Origin of the sequence: Streptomyces sp. NPDC096046, from assembly GCF_040303285.1 — a bacterium.
Classification (GTDB): domain Bacteria; phylum Actinomycetota; class Actinomycetes; order Streptomycetales; family Streptomycetaceae; genus Streptomyces.
In genome coordinates this window covers 76,222-98,192 of the sequence record NZ_JBEOSZ010000028.1, presented here as the reverse complement: position 1 = coordinate 98,192, position 21,971 = coordinate 76,222, and the positions used below count along the sequence as shown (strand labels likewise).

Below are 21,971 nucleotides of genomic sequence, written 5' to 3'. Positions count from 1 at the left end.
AGCCCTCGTACTGGGTGTACTGGGCTTGCGCCCGGTGCGGCGAGAGTGCGTGCCGGGCGTCGCGACGGGGCGAACGTTGCCTGCTGCGGCACTAGACCGCCTCGTACGCCAGCCCTTCGAACGACGCCCCGCCGCCGTACGCCACCGCGCCGCCTCCGCACGACGCCGACAGGTCACGGGATTTCGCGCACCGGTCCAGTTCGCACCAGATGCGCTTGCCGGTGGTCTCGACGCTCCAGCCCCAGCGGTCGGCGAGGCCGTCGACGAGAGCCAGGCCCCGGCCGCCCGTCGCCTCGTCACCGGCGCACCGGGGCACGGGGGCCCGGCCGCTGCGGTCCGCCACCTCCAGGCGGACCGTGGCCTCCTCCGTCACCACGGGCGGCAGGGAAAGGCGCAGGACGGCGGGGCGGCCGGTGTGCACCACGGCGTTGGTGACGAGCTCGGAGACGAGCAGGATCAGTGTCTCGGCGAGGGGCTCGTCGGCCTGTATGCCGGACCCGGCCAGGCGGGAGCGGGCCCACCGCCGGGCTCGCCCCACTTCTGCGGGGTCGGGCCGGATCTCCAGCTGCACTTGAAGCACCTGCACCGCTCACACCATCCGAACCGGCGGACACTTAGGCTCGCGCCTCACGAAGGCCACGATCGTAGCCATTTTCTGCATGGCCAGAACAACGGCCGGGACAGGGATCACAGAACGTGAATCCCTTGTGGGACAGCATGGTTGACGTACGGTCACGCCAACAAGCGCTTCGGGCATATTCCAGCGCGAAGGAGTACCCGTGCGGCATACTGTGCGACGCTCGCCGCGGGCAGTCGAACAGGCCGCGCCACTGGGTCGCACTGCGCTCGGAGCCACTCGCATTTGACACAAGGTACCGGAGCGGGCAACGGACTCCGGGCCGCAACGAGTCACGCCGAGGACACAAGCCGATATCAACGCTCCGTGATTCCGGTATGCCACGATCCTTGACATCTCCGGGAGCGCGCACGTCGATGCCGCAGCCAGACGACCCGTCAGGCCGCTCCGGGAGCCAGCGCGGCCGCGAGCAACTCCTCACTCTCCGTGACACCGCCCGCACGCTGGGTTCGAACCCATGCGCGTTTCAGATGCAGATGGACCTCGGACTCCCAGGTGAAGCCCATGCCGCCGTGCACCTGGAGACAGTCCCGGGCGCCGCGCACGGCGGCCTCGTCGGCGAGGAGCCGGGCCGCGGCGATGTCGGCCGGGTCGGCGGTGACGGCGGCCGCGTACACGGCGGCGCGGGCCGTCTCCGTCCGGACCAAGATCCCCGCGCACAGGTGCGCCACCGCCTGGAAGGCCCCGATCGGCCGGCCGAACTGTTCGCGGGCCCGGGCGTGTTGCGCCGCCAGTTCGCAGACGCGGCCGGCCGTGCCGAGTTGCTCGGCGGCGGTGAGCAGGACCGCGACGGGGTCGGGGGCGGATCGCCGCGCGGGCAGGCGGTGCAGGGGGGTGAGCGGGTCGAGGGAGCGCAGCGGCACGGCTCCGGTGGTGTCCCCGCGGACGACGTCCGCCTGCGCCAGCCACTCCACCAGCTCTCCGTCCACGGCCGCCACCACCGTCTCCCCGGTGGCCGCACCGGGTACGGCACCGGCCGCGAGGTGGGTGGCGACGAGCGGACCGGGCAGCAGCGCCCGCCCCGCCTCCTCGAACGCCAACGCCGCCTCCGGCAGACCGAGTCCGACCCCACCGTCGGCCTCCGGCACCCGCAGCGCGAAGAACCCGAGGTCACCGAGGGTCCGCCACACCTCCCGGTCGAGGGGCGGCGCCCCGGTGGCGGCACCCTCGCCGGCGCCCTCCAGCGCGGCCCGCAGCGCCTCCCCGCCGAAGCGCCGTGCGAGCACCCCGCGCACCCCGTTCCGCAGGGCGTGCTGGTCGTCCGTGAGACGGAACCGCACGGCGCCTCACCGGCCCTTCGGCAGGCCGAGGACGCGCTCGGCGATGATGCTGTGCTGCACCTGCGAGGTGCCGGCCGCGATGGTGTACGACAGGGCGGACAGCCGGTCGAGGGTCCACGGCCGGTCCAGGTCGAGGCAGTCGGGGCCCAGCACCTCGGCGGCGGCGTCGTACAACTCCTGGCGGGCGTGCGAGTAGCGGAGTTTGAAGACCGAGCCGCCGGCGCCCGGTACCCCGCCCGACGCCTCCGCCGCACTCACGTTCCACTGCGTGAGCCGCCACAGCGCCCGGAACTCGGCGTTGAGCCTGCCCAGTCGGCGTCTGAGGGCCGGGTCGTCCCAGCGGCCGTTCGTACGGGCCTCGACGGCCAGTTCGCCCAGCACCCGGCGGCAGGCGACGACCTCGCCGGCGAAGGCCGTACCCCGTTCGAAGGAGAGCGTCACCATGGTCACGCGCCAGCCGTCGTTCTCGTCGCCGACCCGGTTCGCGACCGGCACCCGCACCTCGTCGAGGAACACCTCGGCGAACTCGGCCGACCCGGCGAGCGTGCGCAGCGGCCGTACGGTGACGCCGGGCGCGTCCATGGGCAGGGCGAGCCAGGTGATGCCCCGGTGTCTGGGCGCCTCGGGGTCGGTGCGGACCAACAGCTCGCACCAGTCGGCGACTTCCGCGTGGGAGGTCCAGATCTTGGAGCCGGTCACCACGTAGGCGTCGCCGTCGCGCCGCGCGCGGGTGCGCAGGGCCGCGAGGTCGGAGCCCGCCTCCGGTTCGCTGAAGCCCTGGCACCAGACCTCCTCGCCGCGCAGGATCGGCGGCAGCCACCGCTCCCGCTGCTCCGGCGTGCCCTCCGCGGCGATGGTCGGTCCGGCGTGCAGGAGACCCACGAAGTTGGCGCCCACATAGGGAGCGCCGGCCTTCTCGGTCTCCTCCAGGAAGATCAGGCGGACGCTCGGTGTGGCGCCCCAGTGGACGTCGGCGTATCCGGCGTCGTGGAGCGTGCGCTGCCAGCCGAGGTCGTAGGCCCGCCGCCCCGGCCAGTCGCCGGGCGACGGTCTGGGCGGGAGACCCGGGACCGTCTTCGCGAGCCAGCCCCGCAGCCGGGCCCGGAAGTCCTCCTCCTCGGGCGTGTACGACAGGTCCATCAGCGATCGAGGTCCAGGTCCAGCATCCGGATGGCGTTGCCCCGCATCAGCTTGTAGACCGTCTCGTCGTCGAGGCCCCGTACATGGTCGAGGGCGACTTCCCTGGTGTGCGGGAAGGTCGAGTCGACGTGCGGGTAGTCGGTCTCGAAGGTGGCGTTGTCCCGGCCTACGACGTCGATCGAGGCGACCCCGTGCTTGTCGCGGAAGAAGCAGCAGAACATCTGCCGGTAGTAGTACGTCGACGGCGGCTCGGGGACGGTGTCGCGCACGCCGCCCCAGGCCCGGTGCTCCTCCCACACGTCGTCGGCGCGCTCCAGGGCGTACGGGATCCAGCCCATCTGGCCCTCGGAGTAGGCGAGTTTCAGGCGCGGGAACCGCACCAGCACCCCGCTGAAGAGGAAGTCCATCATCGAGGCCATCGCGTTGTTGAAGCTGAGCGAGGCCTGGACGGCGGGCGGGGCGTCCGGGGAGGCCGCCGGCATCTGCGAGGACGATCCGATGTGCATGTTGACGACCGTCCCGGTCTCCTCGCAGACGGCGAAGAACGGGTCCCAGTAGCCGGAGTGGATGGACGGGAGCCCGAGGTGGGTGGGGATCTCGGAGAAGGTCACCGCACGCACCCCGCGCGCGGCGTTGCGGCGGATCTCCGCGACCGCCAGGCCGACGTCCCACAGCGGGATCAGGCACAGCGGGATGAGCCGCCCGCCGCTGTCGCCGCACCACTCCTCGACCATCCAGTCGTTGTAGGCGCGCACGCAGGCGAGGGCGACCTCCTTGTCGTGCGCCTCGGCGAAGGTCTGCCCGCAGAACCGGGGGAAGCTGGGGAAGCACAGGCTCGCCTCGACGTGGTTGAGGTCCATGTCCTTCAGGCGTTCCTTCGGGTCCCAGCAGCCGGGCCGCATCTGCGCGCGGGTGATGCCCTCCAGGGTCATCTCGTCCCGGTCGAAGCCGACGGCGGCGATGTTGCGCTTGTACGGGAACTTCAGGTCCTCGTAGACCCACCAGTCGGTGGGCGGGCCGTCCGGGTCCATGGTGATGCGGTACGTGCCGCCGATGTAGGCGAGTTCACCGATCCCGGCGGTCAGCGCCCTGGGTCCGCGCTCGCGGTACCTGGCCGGCAGCCAGGTGTCGAAGAGGTGGGCGGGCTCGATCACGTGGTCGTCGACGCTGATGATGCGGGGCAGTTCGGTCGCCATGGGTCCCCTCCGCCGGACGGTACGTATCTGATGCAGCGTCAGTTAGCATCCCACCTGACGGTCCGTCAGCCAAGGAGCAGGGGGACACCCGTGAACGAGACCGCGCACGCCCTGAGTTCGTCCGGCACCCTGTGGGAGCTGGTCACCCGCCGCGCCGCCCTCACCCCGGGCCGGCCGCTCTTCCTCCAGGACGACCGCACGCTCACCTTCGAGGCCCTGCGGGCGCGTGCCGAGCGGGTCGCGGCCGGGCTGTACGGCATGGGTGTGCGCCCCGGGACGGTGGTCGCCTGGCAGCTGCCCACCCGCATCGAGACGGCCGTGCTGTCCTTCGCCCTGGCCCGTCTGGGCGCCGTGCAGACCCCGGTGATCCCCTTCTACCGCGACCGGGAGGTCGGCTTCGCGCTGCGCGCGTCCGAGGCGGAGTTCTTCGCGGTGCCGGGCGTCTGGCGCGGCTTCGACCACGGGGAGATGGCCCGCCGACTGGGCGCGAAGGGCGTCTTCGAGGCCTACGAGACCCTGCCCGACGGCGATCCGTCGCTCCTGCCTCCCCCGCCCTCCGACGGCACCGCCGTCCGCTGGATCTACTGGACGTCCGGCACGACCTCGGACCCCAAGGGCGTGCTGCACACGGACCGTTCGCTGCTCGCGGGCGGCTCCTGCCTGGCCCACGCGCTGCGGCCCGCGGCGAACGACGTGGGTTCGATCGCCTTCCCGTACGCCCATATCGGCGGCCCCGACTACACGGTGATGCTGCTGCTGTACGGCTTCCCGGCGGTGCTGTTCGAGCAGTTCGCGCTGCCGGACGCGCTGGCGGCGTACCGCGCGCACGGGGTGACGATGGCGGGCGGGTCGACGGCGTTCTACTCGATGTTCCTGGCCGAGCAGCGCAAGCGGCCGGGGACGCCCGTGGTGCCCACCCTTCGGCTGCTGGCGGGCGGCGGGGCGCCCAAGCCACCGGAGCTGTACCACGCCGTGGTGCGGGAGATGGGCGTGCAGCTCACCCACGGATACGGCATGACCGAGGTGCCGATGATCACCATGGGGGCACCGGACGACGACCCCGGACTGCTGGCGGCGACCGAGGGACGGCCGCCGGAGGGCATGGAGATCCGGATCGTGGACGGGGAGGTGCGGCTGCGCGGGGAGGCCGTGTGCCGCGGGTATCTGGACCCCGAGCAGACGGCGGAGGCCTTCGACGAGGACGGGTTCCTGCGCACCGGCGATCTCGGGCACCTCACGCGGACCGGGCACCTGGTGCTCACCGGCCGCCTGAAGGACGTGATCATCCGAAAGGGCGAGAACATCTCGGCCCGGGAGATCGAGGACCTGCTGCTCCGGCATCCGGCGATCGGCGACGCGGCGGTGATCGGCCTGCCCGACGCCGAACGCGGGGAGCTGGTGTGCGCGGTGGTGGAACAGCCGCCGGGAGCCGCTTCCCTGACGCTCGCGGGCGTGACCGCGTTCCTGCGCACCGAGGGACTGTCGGTGCGCAAGCTGCCCGAGCGGCTTGAGGTGGTGGACGCCCTTCCGCGCGGCGAGACGCTGCGGAAGGTGCTGAAGTACAAGCTGCGCGAGCGCTATGCGGACAGGTGAGGCCGCCTGGGCACGCGCCCCCGGGTCGGGCTATTCGGGCACGGTGAAGTAGCGGGCGAAGGCCGGGACGACCTCGGCCTCGCCGACCTTGCCGTCACCGTCCCCGTCGAGCGCGGCGGCGGCCGGCCGGGTGGCGTCCTCGGGGACGCCGAGACACTTCAGGACGCGTGCGGCCTGCTCGACCGTCGCGGCACCGTCACCGTCGGCGTCGGCGACGTCCAGGGCCGCGTGCAGGAACGGGCGGGCGATCTCGGCGAACCGGTCGGGGTTGTCGCGCAGGCGCTTGACCGCGCCGTTGACGAACTCCTCGCGCGTGATGCGCTGGTCGCCGTCACGGTCCGCCATCCCGGCCATGCCCTGCCAGAAGGCCTCGGCGCCGCCGTACAGGGCCTGCCCCTTGTCGGACCGGGCCGCCACGCCGAACTCCGTGAGCAGCGCCTTGACCGCGCCGTAGAAGTCCTCGCGGTCGATGTAGCCGTTGCCGTCCTGGTCGAAGGTGGCGAACCGGGCGGCGATCTTGCGCTCGTTCTCGCTGCTGACCATGTCTCTTTCGGGCCGCCTTACGTCGGATGGGGTGGGTCTCGGTCGGAGCGTACGACGGAGCAGCCGTTCGGGTGCGGGAAAACGTCACTTCCGCCGAGACGGGGGGTACCGGGAAACCGGTGGGGCGAAACAGCGGCACTCGGTCCCCCGCGCGTCCTCGTCCCGTCACGCGGACAGGGGTTCGCCCTCGTCGCCGAGGGCCGCGTCCACATCGCCGTACACGTCGAACAGCCTGCGCACGCCCAGCGCTCCGAGGACACGGTTGACGTGCGATCCGTCGGCCGCGCCCCGGGCGGGCAGCACCAGGCGCAGCCGGCCCTGGCAGGAGCGGATCAGGCGGCGGGCCGCGATGAGCACGCCGACGCCGCTGGAATCGCAGAAGAACACCTCGGACAGGTCCAGCACGAGGCAGTGATTCCCCTCGGCCACCACGTCGTGCACACGCTGACGCAGCACCGGTGAGGTCACCAGATCCAGCTCGCCCGACACGTGGAGCACAGCCCATCCGCCCTGCTCGCCACCGGTCACATTGAAGGTCACCACCACGCCCCTCGATCGCCAGAACGGAAGCAGTCCCTACGCTTCCTTGCAGCGCGGCTGCCCAGCGGCCGTTCCCTGAAACGCGACCCGAGAAACGGTTCCCCGGCGCAAGAGGCTTGTTTTAGTCGACTTCGATCCTGTTCGATCCTCTTCAGTCAGGTCTGATCGGGAGGTTCGTGGGTAGGCGCGAGCCCAAAGGCTCCCGGTGCGAGCGCCGGTGGTCCTCTACCACCTACGGCCGGTCAGGGGGCGCACATTGTCACAAAGGGGCGTGCGCTACCGGACGTGCCGACTACATTCGAGGAGACGTCTGGCCCAGGCTGGACCGGACACGCGCGCGGGAACACGAGCAGGGGGTGAGGGGGCCGCATGGCGAAAAAGGACGTACCGCCTCGCTGGGACCGCACGATGCAGCAGCGGCTCGCCCGCGGGGAAGCTGCCGCCCTCGGTGAGCTCTACGACCGGTTCGCCTCCCTCGTGCACGGCCTCGCCCACCGCGTGCTCGGCGACGAGCGCGCCGCCGACGGCATCACCCGCGAGGTCTTCGTCCACGTCTGGGAGCATCCCGACTCCTACGACCCCAGGCAGGGTCCGCTGCGCACCTGGGTCGCCGCACTGACCCACCGGCTGGCGGTGCAGCGGCTGCGCGCCACGGAGACCGCCGCCCTCGCCCGCGAAGGCTCCGGCACCACGGAGGAACTGGAGCACCGGGTGCGCCGTGCCTCGGTCGCCGCCCGCGCCGACTACATCGTCCAGTCCATGCCGGTCCCCCTGCGCTCGGCCCTGGAACGGGCCTACTTCCAGCGCCGCGACTACCGCCAGACCGCCGCCGACCTCGGCATCACCGAGGACGAGGCCCGCCGCCGCCTGCGTCTGGGCCTGCAACTGCTGTCCACCGCCCACGACGCCGGGGCACCGGGCCCACCGCCCGGACACGGGGGTGCGGTGTGAACGGACCGGAGCGGTACGAGGCGTACGACGGAGATGAGGGCGAGGACGGCCGCGAGGAGCAGGGCAACGGCCGGGACGAGAGCGGCACTCGGGATCAGAGCGGCGAAGGCGGGCGGAGTCTCGGCGGTCCCTCCCGATCGGCCGGCTCGACCGGCCGAGGCGCACCGGAAGGGCCGGAGACGTCCGGGCGCGGCGACGGCCCGGGACCCGGACACCCACCGCGCATACCCGTGCCCCGGGTCTCCGTCGAGGACGGCGGACTGCCGCTGCCCGAGCCGGCGGCGTTCGGCGACCCGGCACCGCCGCCCGCCCCGCCCGTCTTCGAGCACGCCGTGCTGAAGTCCCTGCTCGGTGCCTGGGCGCTGGCCGCGTGCTCGGCCGAGGAGGCCACGGCCGTCGAGGAGCACCTCGGCGACTGCGGCTTCTGCGCCGACGAGGCCCGGCGGCTGCGCGAGGCGGTCGGGCTGCTGCAACGCCCCGAGAGCCTCGACCTGGACCCGGGCCTGCGCACCCGTGTCCTTCAGACCTGCCTGGAGCGGCGCCCGCCGCGCGTCCCGGTACCGGACTGGGCCGCCGCGTACGACGCCGAGACCGCGCGCCTGGACGCGCTGCTCCAGGACTTCGGCGACGCCGAGTGGCACGCGCCGGTGCGGCTGCGCTGGTTCCGCTCCGACGAGTCGACGAGCCGCCGCACCACCGTCGCCGGGGTCATCGCGCATCTGCTCAGCGTCGACGGCCTGGTGGCGGTCGCGCTCGGCCTGGACGACCCGCTGGGCGACGTCCCGTCCCGGCACCCGACACCGGCGGCCCGCACCGAGGCGTTCTGGCGCGCCTCGCGCTTCCCGCCCACCCGGTTCCTGCGCGCGCCCTGGCGGGAGCAGAGCCACAACCTCGTCCGCACGGTGTCCCTCACGGGCGGCGGCGCCGGGAAGACGGCGGTGTCGTACGGCGACTTCGAGCTGCCCCTGCACGACGCGATGCTCGACCGCGCCTTCGAGTGCTGGGTGCACGCGGAGGACATCGCCGACGCGGTCGACTACCCCTACGACCCGCCCTCGCCGCGCCATCTGCACCGCATGATCGACCTGGCGGCCCGGATGCTGCCGACGGCCCTGGCCCACCGCCGCCGGGCCGGACTGGCCTCCCCCGCCCGCCACCGTCACCTGGTCGCGGCGGGCGAGCCGGGCCGCAGCCTCCGTCTGGAGATCGAGGGCTCGGGCGGCGGCGAGTGGCTGATCCCCCTCGACTCCCCCGCGGCGAGGGGCTCCGCCGAGCACGAGGTGGCTCACGTGGCCCTGGACGGCGTCGAGTTCTGCCGCCTGGCGGCCGGTCACGTACCTCCGCAGGAGGCAGCGGCGGGCCAGGTGGGAGACAAGGAGGCGATCAGGGACGTCCTGTTCGCGGCGGCGTCACTGAGCCGGATGTAGCACCCGGCCTCAGGAACGTGCCCCCAGGGGCGCGGGGAACCGCGCGGACCACCACATCCGGCCCGCATCCGCCCCCAGGCAGGCCGATCCGGGCGCCTTAGGGGTCCTTTCACTATGAGCGTCCGATCAGGGCACGTGGTCTGGTGCCGTGCATCGCAAGGCGCCGGGAAGCCCTCGTAGCGGAGCTACTAGGGCGTTTCGGCAACGCGGCGAGGTGCGGCACCAGGCCGCGCGACCCGGACGGGCATAGTGAAAGGACCCCTTAGGCGAAAATCACCGTCCGCCGCCCGTTGAGCAGAATCCTCCGCTCGGCATGCCACTTCACACCCCGGGCCAGCGCCTGGCACTCCACGTCGCGCCCGATGGCGACGAGTCCTTCCGGCGTCACGTCGTGCCCGACCCGCTCGACCTCCTGCTCGATGATCGGCCCCTCGTCGAGGTCGGCCGTCACGTAGTGAGCCGTCGCGCCGATCAGCTTCACACCCCGGGCGTGCGCCTGGTGATACGGCTTCGCGCCCTTGAAGCTCGGCAGGAAGGAGTGGTGGATGTTGATGATCCGCCCGGACAGCGCCTTGCACAGGTCGTCCGAGAGGACCTGCATGTAGCGGGCGAGCACGACCAGCTCCACGTTCTCCTCCCGCACGATGTCGAGCAGCCGCCCCTCCGCCTCGGCCTTCGTGTCCTTCGTCACCGGAATGTGGTGGAAGGGAATGTTGTACGAGCCCACCAGCTCGGCGAAGTCCGTGTGGTTCGACACCACTCCGGCGATCTCCACCGGCAGCGCCCCGGTCCGCGCCCGGAACAGCAGGTCGTTCAGGCAGTGCCCGAACTTGCTGACCATCAGCAGGATGCGCATCTTCTGGTCGGCCCGGTTGATCTGCCAGTCCATCTGGAACGAGTCGCCGATCGCGGCGAAGCTGGCCCGCAGCTTCTCCACGGTCACCGGCGCATCCGCCGAGAAGTGGACCCGCATGAAGAACAGTCCCGTGTCGTGGTCGCCGAACTGCTGGCTGTCCTCGATGTTGCACCCGGTCATGAACAGATAGCTCGACACGGCGTGCACGATGCCCTTCCGGTCAGGGCAGGACAGGGTGAGGACGTACTGGTCGGCCGGGACCGCGGCGCTGGTGGACTGCTCGTTCATGCGGGACAGGTTCCCACAAGGGACGACACCACCGGCAATCGTCCCGCAGGACGGACCACCGCGACAACGCCGCAGACATGCGTGCCGGGGCCCGCGACGCCGAGACGATCCGAAACGGCAGGGCCTAGGCGGACCTGGTCACGATCCGCAGCACCTCCAGGCTGGACGGCGGCGCGTCCGGCTCCTCGCCGTCGCTCGCCGCGAGCCGCACGTGCGCGTCCCGGGCCGCCCGGACCGCCTCCGGCCACGCCTCGTGTTCGAGGTACGCGGCAACCGGCGCGTCCGGCCCGACCTGGTGCATGATCCGCAGCACGCGCAGCACCGCGCTGTCGACGAGGACCGCCTCCTCGGAGTCGCGGAAGATCGTGCCGACGTACTTCTCGGCGGACCAGTGGTCCAGCCAGGTGTCCTCGACCAGCCGGTACACCGCGTCGGTCACGTCGCCGTAGCCGTCCACGCCGGCCAGCCAGACGTCCCGCTGGAAGACGGGATCGGAGAGCATGTGCAGCGCCGAGCGCACGTTGCTGCGCCAGCGCCACCACGGCATGTCGTTGACAGGCATGCCGCCCATGGTGGATGAGCGACGGCCACGTCGGGAAGAGTTCTCCGAAGCTTGCACGGTCATCGATCGTACGTTCCCCTCCACATCGGTCACACCGGCCCCCGCAATTCACCGGCGTGTCACCCATTGTTGACCGGAGATCACTCATGGGTTAGCCGTGTGGCGGAATCGTGCAGAACCATGACCGGCAGGCGACGCACCCGCAGCACATTCCTCCCCGGCCTCCTCACCCGTCACGCCGGACACGGCATCCTCTCCGCGCTCACGGCGGTCGCGTGCGCGTCGCTGCTCGCCGGATGCGGGGTCGTCCCCGGCACCACGGAGGATGCCGGGGGCGACACCATCACCGTCATGACCTGGGCCCCGCAGAACACCGAGGCCACCAACAAACCCGGCATGCCCGCCTTGGCCCGTGCCTACGCCCGCTGGATCAACGCGGGCGGCGGGATCAACGGCCGCAAGCTCAACGTGCTGACCTGCAACGACCACAACGACAGCGTGGCCGCCGCGAAGTGCGCCCGGCGGGCCGCCAAGGAGAACGTGGTCGCGGTCGTCGGATCCTACAGTCAGTACGCGGGCTCCTTCTTCCCCTCGCTCGAGGGCGCGGGCATCCCCTACATCGGCGGCTACGGCATCACCAATGACGAGTTCACCAGCCCCCTGTCCTACCCCGTCAACGGCGGCCAGCCCGCGCTGCTCGCCGGCCTCGGCAGCGCGCTCTCCGACTGCGGTCCCGTCGCGCTGATCCGTCCCGACACCCTCGCGGGCGACCAGCTGCCCCCGCTGCTCGACTCCGGTCTGAAGGCGGGCGGGCACCGGGCCTCGAACGACCAGCGGGCGGCCGAGGACGCCACCGCGTACGACGACCAGGCCGAGCGGGCCCTGCGCACGACCACCGGGGGAACCGGCCAGGGATGCGTGGTGCCCGCGCTCGGGGACCGCAGCGGCACCTTCATGGACTCCTTCCGGCGGGCCCGCGGGGACTACCCGGACGTGCGGACGGCCACCGTGCTCGGCAGCGTCGACCAGACCGTGATCGACGCGACCGGCGGAGCCTCGGGGCCCTACGAGGGCTCCTACATCACCGGCTGGTACCCGGTGGCGAGCGATCCGCGCTGGGACGAGATGAAGCGGGTGATCCGGCAGGAGGCCTTCGGCGACAACCGCATCGACCCCGCGGACGCCGGAGTGCAGACCACGTGGATCGCCTACACGGTGTTCCGGCAGGTCGCCGAGTCGATCGGCGACGGCGAGGTGACCGCCGACACGGTCACGCAGGCCCTGGACGACGGCCTGAAGGTGAGCACGGGCGGGCTGACGCCGACGCTCCGGTGGCAGTTCCAGGACAAGCTCGCCGCCGTGGGCTTCCCGCGCCTGGTCAACGCGAACGTGACCGTACAGGTGGTGCGGGAGGGGAGGCTGGTGTCGGCGCGCAAGGGCTTCGTCGACACCACGAAGACGCTCCAGGACGCCGACGTGGACTACTGAGCGTCCCCGCCCGGCACCTCACGCGTGGACGCCGCGGGGGGCCGGGCGTGCGGCCCCGGCACGCCCGTGAGCTCCGGGGCGCCCCACCGGACCGTCTCCGTCACAGCTGGGTCGGCTGACGCTCGGTCAGGCCGTACTTCCTCGCGATCCCGTTCCACAGCCCGGCCGCCTTGGCCTTCTGGGCGCTGGCGACGCCGCTGGCCCGGTTCCCGGCCAGGGTCTGGTCGGTGGTGCGGGCCTGGCCCTTCTTGCAGCCCTTCCTGCCCGCGGTCTGGTCGGCCCAGGCCGCGTAGTGGTTGTCGGCCGACGCGGAGGCCTGCCAGGCCTTGGTGAGGGCGGTGGTCAGCGCGGCGTGGTCGGGCAGCCGGTCGACCTCGACGGCGGAGAGCCGGGTGACCAGACCGCTGCGCTGCTTGGCCGCCTCGCGCAGGTCTTTCGCGGCCCGCGAGAGGTTGTCGCAGCCCCGCACGTCGGCGACCGCGTTGATCACGGTGGTGCGGCTGTCGCCGCTGTCGGCGAGCAGCTTGTCCAGCTCGACGGCCTGGGCCCGGGCCGGGTCGGCCGACGGCGAGGCGGAGCCGTCCGTCGCGGGAGCGGAGGCCGCCACCGTCTTCTTGTCACCGCCGTCGTCGTCCCCACCGCCCGAGCCACCGGCGAGCAGCGCGCCCGCGCCGACGCCGAGGACGGCGATGCCGATGCCGACGGCCGCGATCACGGGGACGCGCGAACCGCTGCGGCCACCGCGTGAGCGGCCTCCGGCGGGCGGGGCGTGGGACGGCCCGGGAGCGCCGTACGAGGGCTGGGGCTGCGGCCGGGGCTGCTCGATGCGGGGCATGTGCTGGGTGGCCCCGGCCGGGCTCTCGACGCCCCGCTCGCTGCGGAAGAGGTTGTCGAACTCGGCGGGCGGCTGCTTGTCCCCGCCCGGCACCGGCGCGATGTACTGCGTGGCCTCGGCGTCCGGATGCGAGGCGGTGGGCAGCGGCCCGGCTCCCGTCCCGGCCCGGGGGCCGGTCCCCAGGAACCGCGTCGTTTCGGGGTCCTGGCCGGACGGCGTCTCGGGCGGCAGCGCTCCGGGCGTCACGGGGGGTATGTACTGGGTCGCCCCCTCGTCGGCGGCCGGCGGGACCGGCGGCAGATACTGCGTGGCCGCGGCGGCGTCCCCCGCGACGGGCGGTATGTACTGGGTCGCGCCCTCGTCCGGGGGTGAGGGCAGGGGTGCGCCCCCGCCGCTCCCGTACCCGGTTCCCGCCTGCGGCTGCGGCGCTCCGCCGGCAGGCTGCCCGTACCCGTCGGAGGCCGGCGGCAGGCCGCCCCCGTACGGGTCGGCGCCCTGCGGCAGACCGGTCCCCTGCGGATACCCGTACCCGGAAGCTCCCTGCGGCTGCTGCCCCCCGCCGGCTCCGTGCGCGGAGCCGTACCCGGGCCCGCCCGAGCCCTCCGGGGGCAGCGGGGCCCGTCCGCCGGAGGTGCCGTACGGGTCGTAGCCGGTGTGGCCCGCGGACGGCTGGGCCGAGCCGTACGGGTCGGGGTGCGCCGGGGTGCCGGCGTACGGGTTCGGGGGATGGGTGCCCTCCGGGGGGAGCGCGCCCGGGACCTGGGCGTCCCAGGCGGGCGGTTCCGGCGTGCCCCACTGCTGGGGCTGGGACTGCCAGGTCTGGTCCGGCGAGGGCGCGCTCTGCTGCTGGTCCGGGCCCCACGGTCCGCCCCAGGTCTGGCCCTCCGCGGGGGCCGAGGCCTGCGGCCCGCCCGTCGACGGCGGGGCGGGTCTGCGGCCGGGGGCGTCGTCCGGTCCGCCCGTCATGCCCGGCAGCAGGGGCTCGCCACCGTCGGAGGGCAGCACGATGCCTTCGCGCGCGGGGCGCGCCGAGGGCTCCTCGCCCTGTCCACTCTGCGTCACCGGGACTCCTACTAATGGGGGACCTTGTGAATCGTCGGGTCACGCTACCGGGTCCCCAGAGCCCCGTGCCACGCAGCACAGGGCCCGGCCTCCTGCCCTGTGAGCGCGGTAACACCGCCGGACCACGGCCCCCCGTTCACGTCACCTCACGCGCCCGGGCGGCCGTTTCCCGCACGTTCACACATCCGCAGGCCCTGTGTTCACGCGGCGGCCTGCAGGTCGAGCCGTGCCCCGAACTCCCTGACCACCGCCTCGTCCCGGTACGGCTCCAGCCGCTGCTGGAAGTCCTCCAGGTACTCGGTGCCCCGGTCGGACCGCAGCCCCTCCAGCAGTTCCACGGCCTTCATGCCGGTGCCGCACGCCTCTTCGATCTCGCGCTGCTGCACCTGCGCCGTGGCCAACAGCACATATCCGATGGCCCTGCGGCGCGCCCGCGACTCGGGATGCCCGGCCAGCGACTCCTGCGCGCACCGGGCAGCCGCCTCGGCCTGCCCGAGGTCCCGGTGGCAGTGCGCCAACTCGTCGGCGAGATAGGCCTCGTCGAAGTGCGCGATCCACACCGGGTCGTCCCCGGCGGCCGGGTCGGCCGCCTCCAGGGCGCTCACCGCGCGCCCGGCCGAGGACTGGGCGGCGCGCACGTCGCCCATGAGGGCGTGCCCGCGCGCCTCCGCCGCGTGGAACATCGACTCCGCACGCGGTGACACGCGCCCCCGCGCCCCCTCCTGCGCCGCCCGCGCCAACTGCGCGATCTCCCGCGGGTTTCCGAGCTGCGCGGCGAGATGGCTCATGGAGGCGGCGAGGACGTAACCGCCGTAGCCACGGTCCCCGGCCGCCTGCGCGAGCCGTAGCGCCTGGATGTAGTAGCGCTGGGCCAGGCCCGGTTGCCCCGTGTCGACGGCCATGTACCCGGCGAGCTCCGTCAGCCGGGCCACCGCGGCGAACAGGTCCCGCCCGACCGCCTCCCGGTACGAGCCCGCCAGCAGCCCCGAGACGACGCTGTTGAGGTAGTGCACGACGACCGGCCGCACATGCCCGCTGCCGTACTGGTGGTCGAGATCCACCAGCGCCTGCGTCATGGCCCGCACCGCCTGGACGTCGGACTGCCCCACCCGTGGCCCCGCCGAGCGCGACACCTGGGCGTCGGGCGCGGAGATCAGCCAGTCGCGGCTGGGCTCGACCAGCGCGGACGCGGCGACGGAGGAGCCGGACAGGAAGTCCCGCCGCCCCACGTCACTGCGCCACAGCTCGCAGACCTGCTCGATGGCCCCCAGCACCGTCGGCGAGAACTGCAGGCCCACGCCCGAGGCGAGGTTCTTGCCGTTGGCCATGCCGATCTCGTCGATCGTGACCGTACGGCCGAGTTTGCGGCCCAGGGCCTCGGCGATGATCGCCGGGGCCCGGCCCCGTGGTTGCTGCCCGCGCAGCCAGCGCGCCACCGACGTCTTGTCGTAGCGCAGGTCGAGTCCGTGCTCGGCACCGCACATGTTGACCCGGCGGGCCAGGCCGGCGTTGGAGCATCCGGCTTCCTGGATGAGCGCCTGGAGCCGTTCGTTCGGCTGCCTGGCGACGAGCGGCCTTGCGGCCATGGGCGTACCCCCTGCTGTCTGGCGGTGCGTCTACGGGGCGCCGAGCCTGCCCGTGCACCGAGTTGACGTGTCTTCCGCGGCCGAGCCCCTCACCTCCCAGCGAAAAGATCCGGCCGTGAAGATCAATGCCCCGCCGACCAGGCGAAAATGCGAGGCATGTGAGGAATGCCGGGGTAACGGCTGATGCCGGCCCCACTCGTGGTTACCCCGCCCCGACGACGGTTCCTCCTGCGCGCCCCCGCACATGCACCCATGCGCCCCGGACACCGGGGCGATGCTCCTCCCCGCGCACGCGGGTGGGCGTAACCCCTGGTGACGACCAGAGTTGTGTTCATCGTGGAAGAGACGATCGCCGGCACCGAAGCCGCTCAGATCCCGAAGCAGCGCGGGGAATCGCTGCTGGAGACCGCTGTTCGCTACGCCGAGGAGCGCCACTGGGACGTGTTCCCCGGCACCTGGCTGGAAGCCGTCGACGGGAGTCAGCGCTGCTCCTGCGGTGACGCGGCGTGCCCGGCGCCCGGGTCGCACCCGGCGCGTCCGGACTGGGCGACGCAGGCGACGGGCAGTGCGACGGTCGCGCGGCGGATGTGGCAGAAGCAGCCGACCGCGTCGATCCTGCTGCCGACGGGGCGGACCTTCGACGCGATCTCCGTGGCGGAGACGGCGGGGTTCCTCGCGCTGGCGCGGATGGAGCGGATGGAGCTGACGCTCGGGCCGGTGACCCTCACGCCGGATCGGCGGATGGAGTTCTTCGTGCTGCCGGGGGCGGCGGCGAAGGTGCCCGACCTGGTGCGGAAGCTGGGGTGGTCGGTGTCGTCGCTGGATCTGACCGTGCTGGGTGAGGGGGCCTATGTGGCCGCGCCGCCCACACGGTTCGGGTCGCGGGGGGCCGTGCAGTGGGCCTGCCGGCCGACGCCTGCGAATCGGTGGCTGCCGGACGCGGAGGAGTTGATCTCTCCGTTGGCCTATGCGTGCGGGCGGGATCGATAGGCGCGCCTCTTCGTCTGCCTGGTCGCTGTCGTGCGGCGGCTGACGGTCGTCCGTGGTCGATCGCGCCCACCCGGCGGAGCCGCGAATTGGCACAGTCCCGCGCCCCTTGGGCATCACCGAAACCGTAGGGTGCAGGGTGACGGAGGGAGACGCGGTGGGATCAAGCGCTGTGCGGGTGCGGGGGCTGTGGAAGCGGTTCGGGCAGCAGGTCGCTGTGGCCGGGATCGATCTGGAGCTGCCCGCGGGCAAGTTCATCGGGCTCGTCGGGCCGAACGGGGCCGGGAAGACCACCACCTTGTCGATGGTGACGGGGCTGCTCAGGCCCGACCACGGGACGGTCGAGGTGGTCGGGCACGACGTGTGGCGGGACCCCGTCGAGGTGAAGGCGCGGATCGGGGTGCTGCCGGAGGGGCTACGGCTGTTCGAGCGGCTCTCGGGGCGCGAACTGCTGGCGTACAGCGGGCGGTTGCGCGGGCTGCCCGGCGCCGAGGTCGACAAGCGGGCCACCCAGCTCCTCGACGTCCTCGATCTCGCCGGCGCCCAGCACAAGCTGGTCGTCGACTACTCGACCGGCATGCGCAAGAAGATCGGGCTCGCCGCCGCTCTTCTCCACAACCCCGAAGTGCTGTTCCTCGACGAGCCGTTCGAGGGCGTCGACCCCGTCTCCGCCCAGACCATCCGGGGCGTCCTGGAGCGGTACACGGCCTCCGGCGCCACGGTCGTGTTCTCTTCCCACGTCATGGAGCTCGTCGAGTCGCTGTGCGACTGGGTCGCGGTGATGGCCGCCGGGCGGATCCGCGCCACCGGCACCCTCGCCGAGGTGCGCGGGGACGCGCCCTCGCTGCAGCGGGCGTTCCTGGAACTCGTCGGCGCGCAGAGCCGGGACGCCGGGTCCGACCTGGACTGGCTGGGCGGTGGGTCGCGGTGAGCACCCCCGCGATCACTCCCGTCCTCGTCCGGCTGAAGCTGTCGCTGCTGCGCAACGGGCTGCGGCAGTCCGGCGGGCGCAAGGCCGCCTACATCACCTCCGCGGTCTGCGCGTTGCTGTTCGCCGCGCTCCAGCTGATCGGCCTGATCGCGCTGCGCGGCCACGCGCACGCCGAGTCGGTGGCCGTGCTGGCGGTGGCGGTGCTGGGGCTCGGCTGGGCGGTGATGCCGCTGTTCTTCCCCAGCGGTGACGAGACCCTCGACCCGACCCGGCTGGTGATGCTTCCGCTGCGGCCCCGGCCGCTGGTGCGGGCGCTGCTCGCGGCCTCGCTGGTGGGCATCGGGCCGGTGTTCACGCTGTGCCTGCTGGTCGGTTCCGTGGTCGCGGTGGCGCGGGGCGGGGCGGCGTTCGCCGTCGGTGCCGTCGCCGTCGTCCTCGCGCTGCTGGTGTGCGTGGCCTTCGCACGGGCCGTGGCCGTCGCCAACGTACGGCTGCTGACCAGCCGCAAGGGGCGGGACCTCGCGGTGCTCAGCGGGCTCGTCATCGCGATCGGGGCACAGATCGTCAACTTCGGCGCGCAGCGGCTCGGGACGTCGGGGCTGGGCGAACTCGACCCGGCGGCCGAGGTGCTCGGGTGGGTGCCGCCCGCGTCGGCGATCGGGGCCGTGCACGCGGTGAGCGAGGGGTCCTACGGTCTCGCCCTGGCCCGACTGGCACTGACCGCGGGTGCGCTGGTGGCGCTGCTCGCGTTCTGGTCGCGGCATCTGACCCGGCTGATGACCGCGCCCGACGGATCCACCCTGCCGAGCGCCGAGTCGGCCGCCCGGGAGCGCTCCTCGACCGGGCTGGGGAGGCTGCTCCCCGCAGGGCGTGCGGGCACGGTCATGGAGCGCAGCCTGCGATACGTGTGGCGCGATCCGAAGACCAAGGCCGCCTGGGTGACGTCGCTGGCCATCGGGCTGATCGTGCCGGTGTTCAACGCCTGGCAGGGCACCGGGTCGGTGTACTTCGCGTGCTTCGCCGCCGGGATGCTCGGCATCCTGATGTACAACCAGTTCGGGCAGGACACCTCGGCGTTCTGGATGGTCGCCATGACGATCTCCTCGACGCGTGACGCCTACGTCGAGCTGCGCGCCCGGGCGTACGCCCTGCTGCTGATCACCCTGCCGTACGCCACGCTCGTGACGGTCCTGACCACGGCCATGCTCGGCGACTGGCGGCGGCTGCCCGAGGCGCTGGGTCTGTCCTTCGCGCTGCTCGGCGCGATGCTCGCGACCGGGGCGTGGACCTCCGCCCGCTTCCCGTACTCCATCCCGCAGGAGGGGTACAAGAACGTCGCTCCCGGGCAGACCGGGCTCGCCTGGATCTCCATCTTCGGCGGCATGATGGCGGCCGCCCTGCTGTGCGCGCCGGTCATCGCGCTCACGATCTGGCTGAACGTGAGCGCCGACGGCGACGACTGGAGGTCGCTGCTGCTGCCGGCCGGCACGGCGTACGGGGCGGCGCTCGCGGCGGCGGGGCTGAAACTGGCGGCTCCGCGGACGGCCCGGCGGCTGCCGGAGATCCTGGCGGCGGTCAGCAAGGGGTGACGCGTCCCGCGGAGGCCGGTGTCAGTGACCGCCCAGCGAGTCGAGGAACGGCTCGATGGCGGCGCGCCAGGCCTCCGGCTGGTCGTAGTGCACCAGGTGACCGGCGTCGGCGACCTCCGCGTACTGGCCGCGGGGCAGCACGCGGACCATCTCCTGGGCCTCGGCGCGGCCCAGTTCGCCGTCCAGGCCGCGTACGACCAGGGTGGGGCAGCGGACCTGGGCCAGCTCCTCCCAGTGCGCGTCGTACACCCACGTCTCGCGGGAGCGGAGCATCTGCTCCGGCTCGAAGACCGGCCGCCAGCCGTCCGGGGACTCGGCCATCACCTCGGCGTAGAACTCGCCACGGGCCGGGTTGGGCCGCTCCACCCAGGGGTCGTCCTCGCCGAACCACTTGCGGACGTCGGCGAGCGTGGCGAAGGGAAGCGGCCAGGTCTCGAACCACTGGCCCCACTCGCGCTGGGAGGCACCGCCGAGCGCGGAGGCCCGCATGTCGCAGATGATCAGCCCGCGGACCAGGTCGGGGCGTTTGGCGGCGAGCTGCCAGGCGGTCAGGGCGCCCATGGCGTGGCCGATGAGGACGACCGGGGCGAGGCCGAGCTGCTCGAGAGCGGTCTCCACGTCGTCCACGTAGGCGTCTCGGGTGAAGGAGCCCTGCGGCGGTTTGTCACTGCGGCCGTGGCCGCGCTGATCGAGGGCGATCGCGCGGTACCGCGCGGAGAGCCAGCGGGCGGTGGACGCCCAGTGCGAGGCGCGGCCCATGAGACCGTGCAGTAACAGCACTCCGGGCGAGCCCTCCGGCGCGGTGTGCCCGTCGTGCGCCCCCTGCGCCCCCTGCGCCGGGTCGGTTTTGGGCGGGTCGCCGAATTCCCAGGCCGCCAGGCGTACGCCGCCCGTCCCGGTCACGTCGATGCGTCGCGCCATGTCCTGGCACCCCCCAAGCTTCGCGCGGACCGAGGCTCCCGGGGAGCCGGCCGGTCCTGTGAACCGTGTTCCCGCCTGCTGTTCCTTCTGCCCTGCTTGTCGCCGTACCTGTCCCCACGTGCGCCGTGCGCCGCCCGCAGACTATCGAATGCACATTCGAGAATGGGGTTTCCGCGGACAACACCCCTCGTTCGAGTGACCACCCCCGGGGATTGATCGCCGCCGTCGAGGGGAGATCTTCAGCGGGGGGCGGACCGCTCGGGGAAACCGGTCCGCTGGGAATGACCCTGAGAGCTCGGGGCTCCGGGTCAGCACAGGGGAGGACAGGCCCCGGCGCCACACGGCGCCGGGGCTCTCCATCGCTCCACGGCACATCCTCCAGCCCCCCTCCCCGGCCGGGTGACATCGCTGTCGAGCCACGGCCCAGAGCCTCTCAGGTCATATGCCTCACGCGACAGCGTCGCACGGGAAACGCACGAGCGCTGCCATTCGGCGGACGGGACCCCCGATGCGGGCCGGATCACGCCAACGCCACAAGAACCCCGCGCGCGACGGCAGTTGACGACGCCCGGCAGGTCGCCCGCCCCGGCGGCGCGGCGGGTCAGGGCTTGGCGACGAACACGTGGGAGGCGACGTCCGACTCCAGCTCGGCCGCCTCGCCGCCGCTGCCGACCAGCACACCGCCCGGCGACTCGGTCACACTCACCACCGAGCCGGGCTGCACGCCCGCCCGCCGCAGCGTGTACATGAGCTGTGCGTCCGTCTGGATCGGCTCGCCGATCCGGCGCACCACGACCGTCTTGCCCTCGGCGCCCGGGTCGAGGCTGGCCAGCGACACCATGCCCTCGTCCAGGAACGGGTCGGCGCCGTCCTTCTCGCCGAGCTCCTCCAGCCCCGGGATCGGGTTGCCGTACGGCGACTCCGTCGGGTGCCGCAGCAGCTCCAGGACGCGGCGCTCCACGGCCTCGCTCATCACGTGCTCCCAGCGGCACGCCTCGGCGTGGACCTGCTCCCACTCCAGACCGATCACGTCGACGAGCAGACACTCGGCCAGGCGGTGCTTGCGCATCACCCGTGTGGCCAGCCGGCGGCCCTCGTCGGTCAGCTCCAGGTGCCGGTCGCTGGCGACGGACACCAGTCCGTCGCGCTCCATCCGCGCCACGGTCTGGCTGACGGTGGGACCGCTCTGGTCCAGCCGCTCGGCGATACGGGCGCGCATGGGGACCACACCCTCTTCCTCCAGCTCGAGGATGGTGCGGAGATACATCTCCGTGGTGTCGATCAGTCCGGACATACGTGCCCCTCGAATGAGATCTGCCGGAGGCTGGACGGCTCACCGGCGTGTGCGCTGGCCCTGCAACCAATTCTGCCGGATACCACCGACAACCGTGCCGCCGGAGGGAAAGCCGGGGATTACGCGACCGTGCGCAAGGGTACGGACTTCCCTTTCGGCGCACGCACGGCACTCGGCGCGCGGAGCCCGCGGCCGTGTTGACACCGCACTGGTCCAGACCGCACCGTGATGCGCGACACAAGCGCCGAGGCCAGCCCGAAGGGAT

General features: G+C 72.6%; 19 protein-coding genes. 7 read left to right on the top strand and 12 right to left on the bottom strand.

Going from position 1 to position 21,971, the window contains the following annotated elements; genetic code table 11:
• Nucleotides 1–91: 91 nt before the first annotated feature.
• From ABTX62_RS23905 to ABTX62_RS23890, 4 genes are all read right to left on the bottom strand, one after another.
• Nucleotides 92–571: an ATP-binding protein gene (locus ABTX62_RS23905; protein ID WP_352118105.1), complete on the bottom strand. Its 480-nt coding sequence runs from the start codon at nt 569–571 to the stop codon at nt 92–94.
• A gap of 443 nt (nt 572–1,014) precedes the next feature.
• Nucleotides 1,015–1,917 carry an acyl-CoA dehydrogenase family protein gene (locus ABTX62_RS23900; protein WP_352118102.1) on the bottom strand — a complete coding sequence of 301 codons (903 nt, stop codon included), beginning with the start codon at nt 1,915–1,917 and terminating at the stop codon, nt 1,015–1,017.
• A 6-nt stretch (nt 1,918–1,923) separates the two neighbouring features.
• Nucleotides 1,924–3,057: an acyl-CoA dehydrogenase gene (locus ABTX62_RS23895; RefSeq protein WP_352118101.1), complete on the bottom strand. Its 1,134-nt coding sequence runs from the start codon at nt 3,055–3,057 to the stop codon at nt 1,924–1,926.
• Nucleotides 3,057–4,253 (bottom strand): amidohydrolase family protein, encoded by a 1,197-nt coding sequence (locus ABTX62_RS23890; protein ID WP_283971946.1) that lies wholly within the window; start codon nt 4,251–4,253, stop codon nt 3,057–3,059. Before ABTX62_RS23890 ends, ABTX62_RS23895 begins: the two co-directional genes overlap by 1 nt.
• Nucleotides 4,254–4,343: 90 nt before the next feature.
• Between ABTX62_RS23890 and ABTX62_RS23885 the strand changes: the two genes are divergently transcribed.
• Nucleotides 4,344–5,846 (top strand): class I adenylate-forming enzyme family protein, encoded by a 1,503-nt coding sequence (locus tag ABTX62_RS23885; RefSeq protein ID WP_352118100.1) that lies wholly within the window; start codon nt 4,344–4,346, stop codon nt 5,844–5,846.
• 30 nt (nt 5,847–5,876) lie between these two features.
• Here ABTX62_RS23885 and ABTX62_RS23880 read toward each other — a convergent pair whose 3' ends face one another.
• Nucleotides 5,877–6,389 carry an EF-hand domain-containing protein gene (locus tag ABTX62_RS23880; protein WP_352118099.1) on the bottom strand — a complete coding sequence of 171 codons (513 nt, stop codon included), beginning with the start codon at nt 6,387–6,389 and terminating at the stop codon, nt 5,877–5,879.
• A gap of 165 nt (nt 6,390–6,554) precedes the next feature.
• The gene (locus ABTX62_RS23875; RefSeq protein WP_352118098.1) at nt 6,555–6,935 is read right to left on the bottom strand and encodes an STAS domain-containing protein; all 381 of its coding nucleotides are present in this window, start codon (nt 6,933–6,935) and stop codon (nt 6,555–6,557) included.
• Nucleotides 6,936–7,298: 363 nt separating this feature from the next.
• Here ABTX62_RS23875 and ABTX62_RS23870 point away from each other — a divergent pair, with 363 nt between their 5' ends.
• Together ABTX62_RS23870 and ABTX62_RS23865 are read left to right on the top strand one after the other, a co-directional pair.
• A complete protein-coding gene (locus tag ABTX62_RS23870) occupies nt 7,299–7,880 on the top strand; it encodes a sigma-70 family RNA polymerase sigma factor (RefSeq protein ID WP_352118097.1) in 582 nt (193 codons plus the stop codon).
• A complete protein-coding gene (locus ABTX62_RS23865; protein WP_352118096.1) occupies nt 7,877–9,307 on the top strand; it encodes a maleylpyruvate isomerase N-terminal domain-containing protein in 1,431 nt (476 codons plus the stop codon). Before ABTX62_RS23870 ends, ABTX62_RS23865 begins: the two co-directional genes overlap by 4 nt.
• 262 nt (nt 9,308–9,569) lie before the next feature.
• Here the strand turns inward: ABTX62_RS23865 and purU are convergent, their stop codons facing one another.
• Nucleotides 9,570–10,451, bottom strand: a complete 882-nt coding sequence (gene purU / locus ABTX62_RS23860) for a formyltetrahydrofolate deformylase (protein ID WP_352118095.1) — start codon at nt 10,449–10,451, stop codon at nt 9,570–9,572.
• 124 nt (nt 10,452–10,575) lie between these two features.
• Entirely contained in the window at nt 10,576–11,076 is a 501-nt protein-coding gene (locus ABTX62_RS23855; protein WP_352118094.1) for an SCO4402 family protein, read from the bottom strand.
• A 117-nt stretch (nt 11,077–11,193) separates the two neighbouring features.
• Between ABTX62_RS23855 and ABTX62_RS23850 the strand changes: the two genes are divergently transcribed.
• The gene (locus ABTX62_RS23850) at nt 11,194–12,501 is read left to right on the top strand and encodes an ABC transporter substrate-binding protein (protein WP_352118093.1); all 1,308 of its coding nucleotides are present in this window, start codon (nt 11,194–11,196) and stop codon (nt 12,499–12,501) included.
• Between the two features lie 100 nt (nt 12,502–12,601).
• On the opposite strand, the gene ABTX62_RS23845 is transcribed toward ABTX62_RS23850, so the two are convergent.
• Nucleotides 12,602–14,398, bottom strand: a complete 1,797-nt coding sequence (locus ABTX62_RS23845) for a hypothetical protein (protein WP_352118092.1) — start codon at nt 14,396–14,398, stop codon at nt 12,602–12,604.
• Between the two features lie 200 nt (nt 14,399–14,598).
• Nucleotides 14,599–15,984: an NsdA family TPR-like regulatory protein gene (locus ABTX62_RS23840; RefSeq protein ID WP_352118091.1), complete on the bottom strand. Its 1,386-nt coding sequence runs from the start codon at nt 15,982–15,984 to the stop codon at nt 14,599–14,601.
• A gap of 327 nt (nt 15,985–16,311) precedes the next feature.
• Between ABTX62_RS23840 and ABTX62_RS23835 the strand changes: the two genes are divergently transcribed.
• From ABTX62_RS23835 to ABTX62_RS23825, 3 genes are all read left to right on the top strand, one after another.
• A complete protein-coding gene (locus ABTX62_RS23835; protein ID WP_283972018.1) occupies nt 16,312–16,974 on the top strand; it encodes a bifunctional DNA primase/polymerase in 663 nt (220 codons plus the stop codon).
• Between the two features lie 136 nt (nt 16,975–17,110).
• Nucleotides 17,111–17,902, top strand: a complete 792-nt coding sequence (locus ABTX62_RS23830; protein WP_352118090.1) for an ABC transporter ATP-binding protein — start codon at nt 17,111–17,113, stop codon at nt 17,900–17,902.
• Nucleotides 17,899–19,491 (top strand): transporter, encoded by a 1,593-nt coding sequence (locus tag ABTX62_RS23825; protein WP_352118089.1) that lies wholly within the window; start codon nt 17,899–17,901, stop codon nt 19,489–19,491. Before ABTX62_RS23830 ends, ABTX62_RS23825 begins: the two co-directional genes overlap by 4 nt.
• Before the next feature lie 21 nt (nt 19,492–19,512).
• On the opposite strand, the gene ABTX62_RS23820 is transcribed toward ABTX62_RS23825, so the two are convergent.
• Nucleotides 19,513–20,412, bottom strand: a complete 900-nt coding sequence (locus ABTX62_RS23820; protein WP_352118088.1) for an alpha/beta fold hydrolase — start codon at nt 20,410–20,412, stop codon at nt 19,513–19,515.
• 601 nt (nt 20,413–21,013) lie between these two features.
• Complete coding sequence (locus ABTX62_RS23815) at nt 21,014–21,706, bottom strand: iron-dependent transcriptional repressor DtxR (RefSeq protein ID WP_283971932.1); 693 nt, start codon at nt 21,704–21,706, stop codon at nt 21,014–21,016.
• Nucleotides 21,707–21,971: the final 265 nt, after the last annotated feature.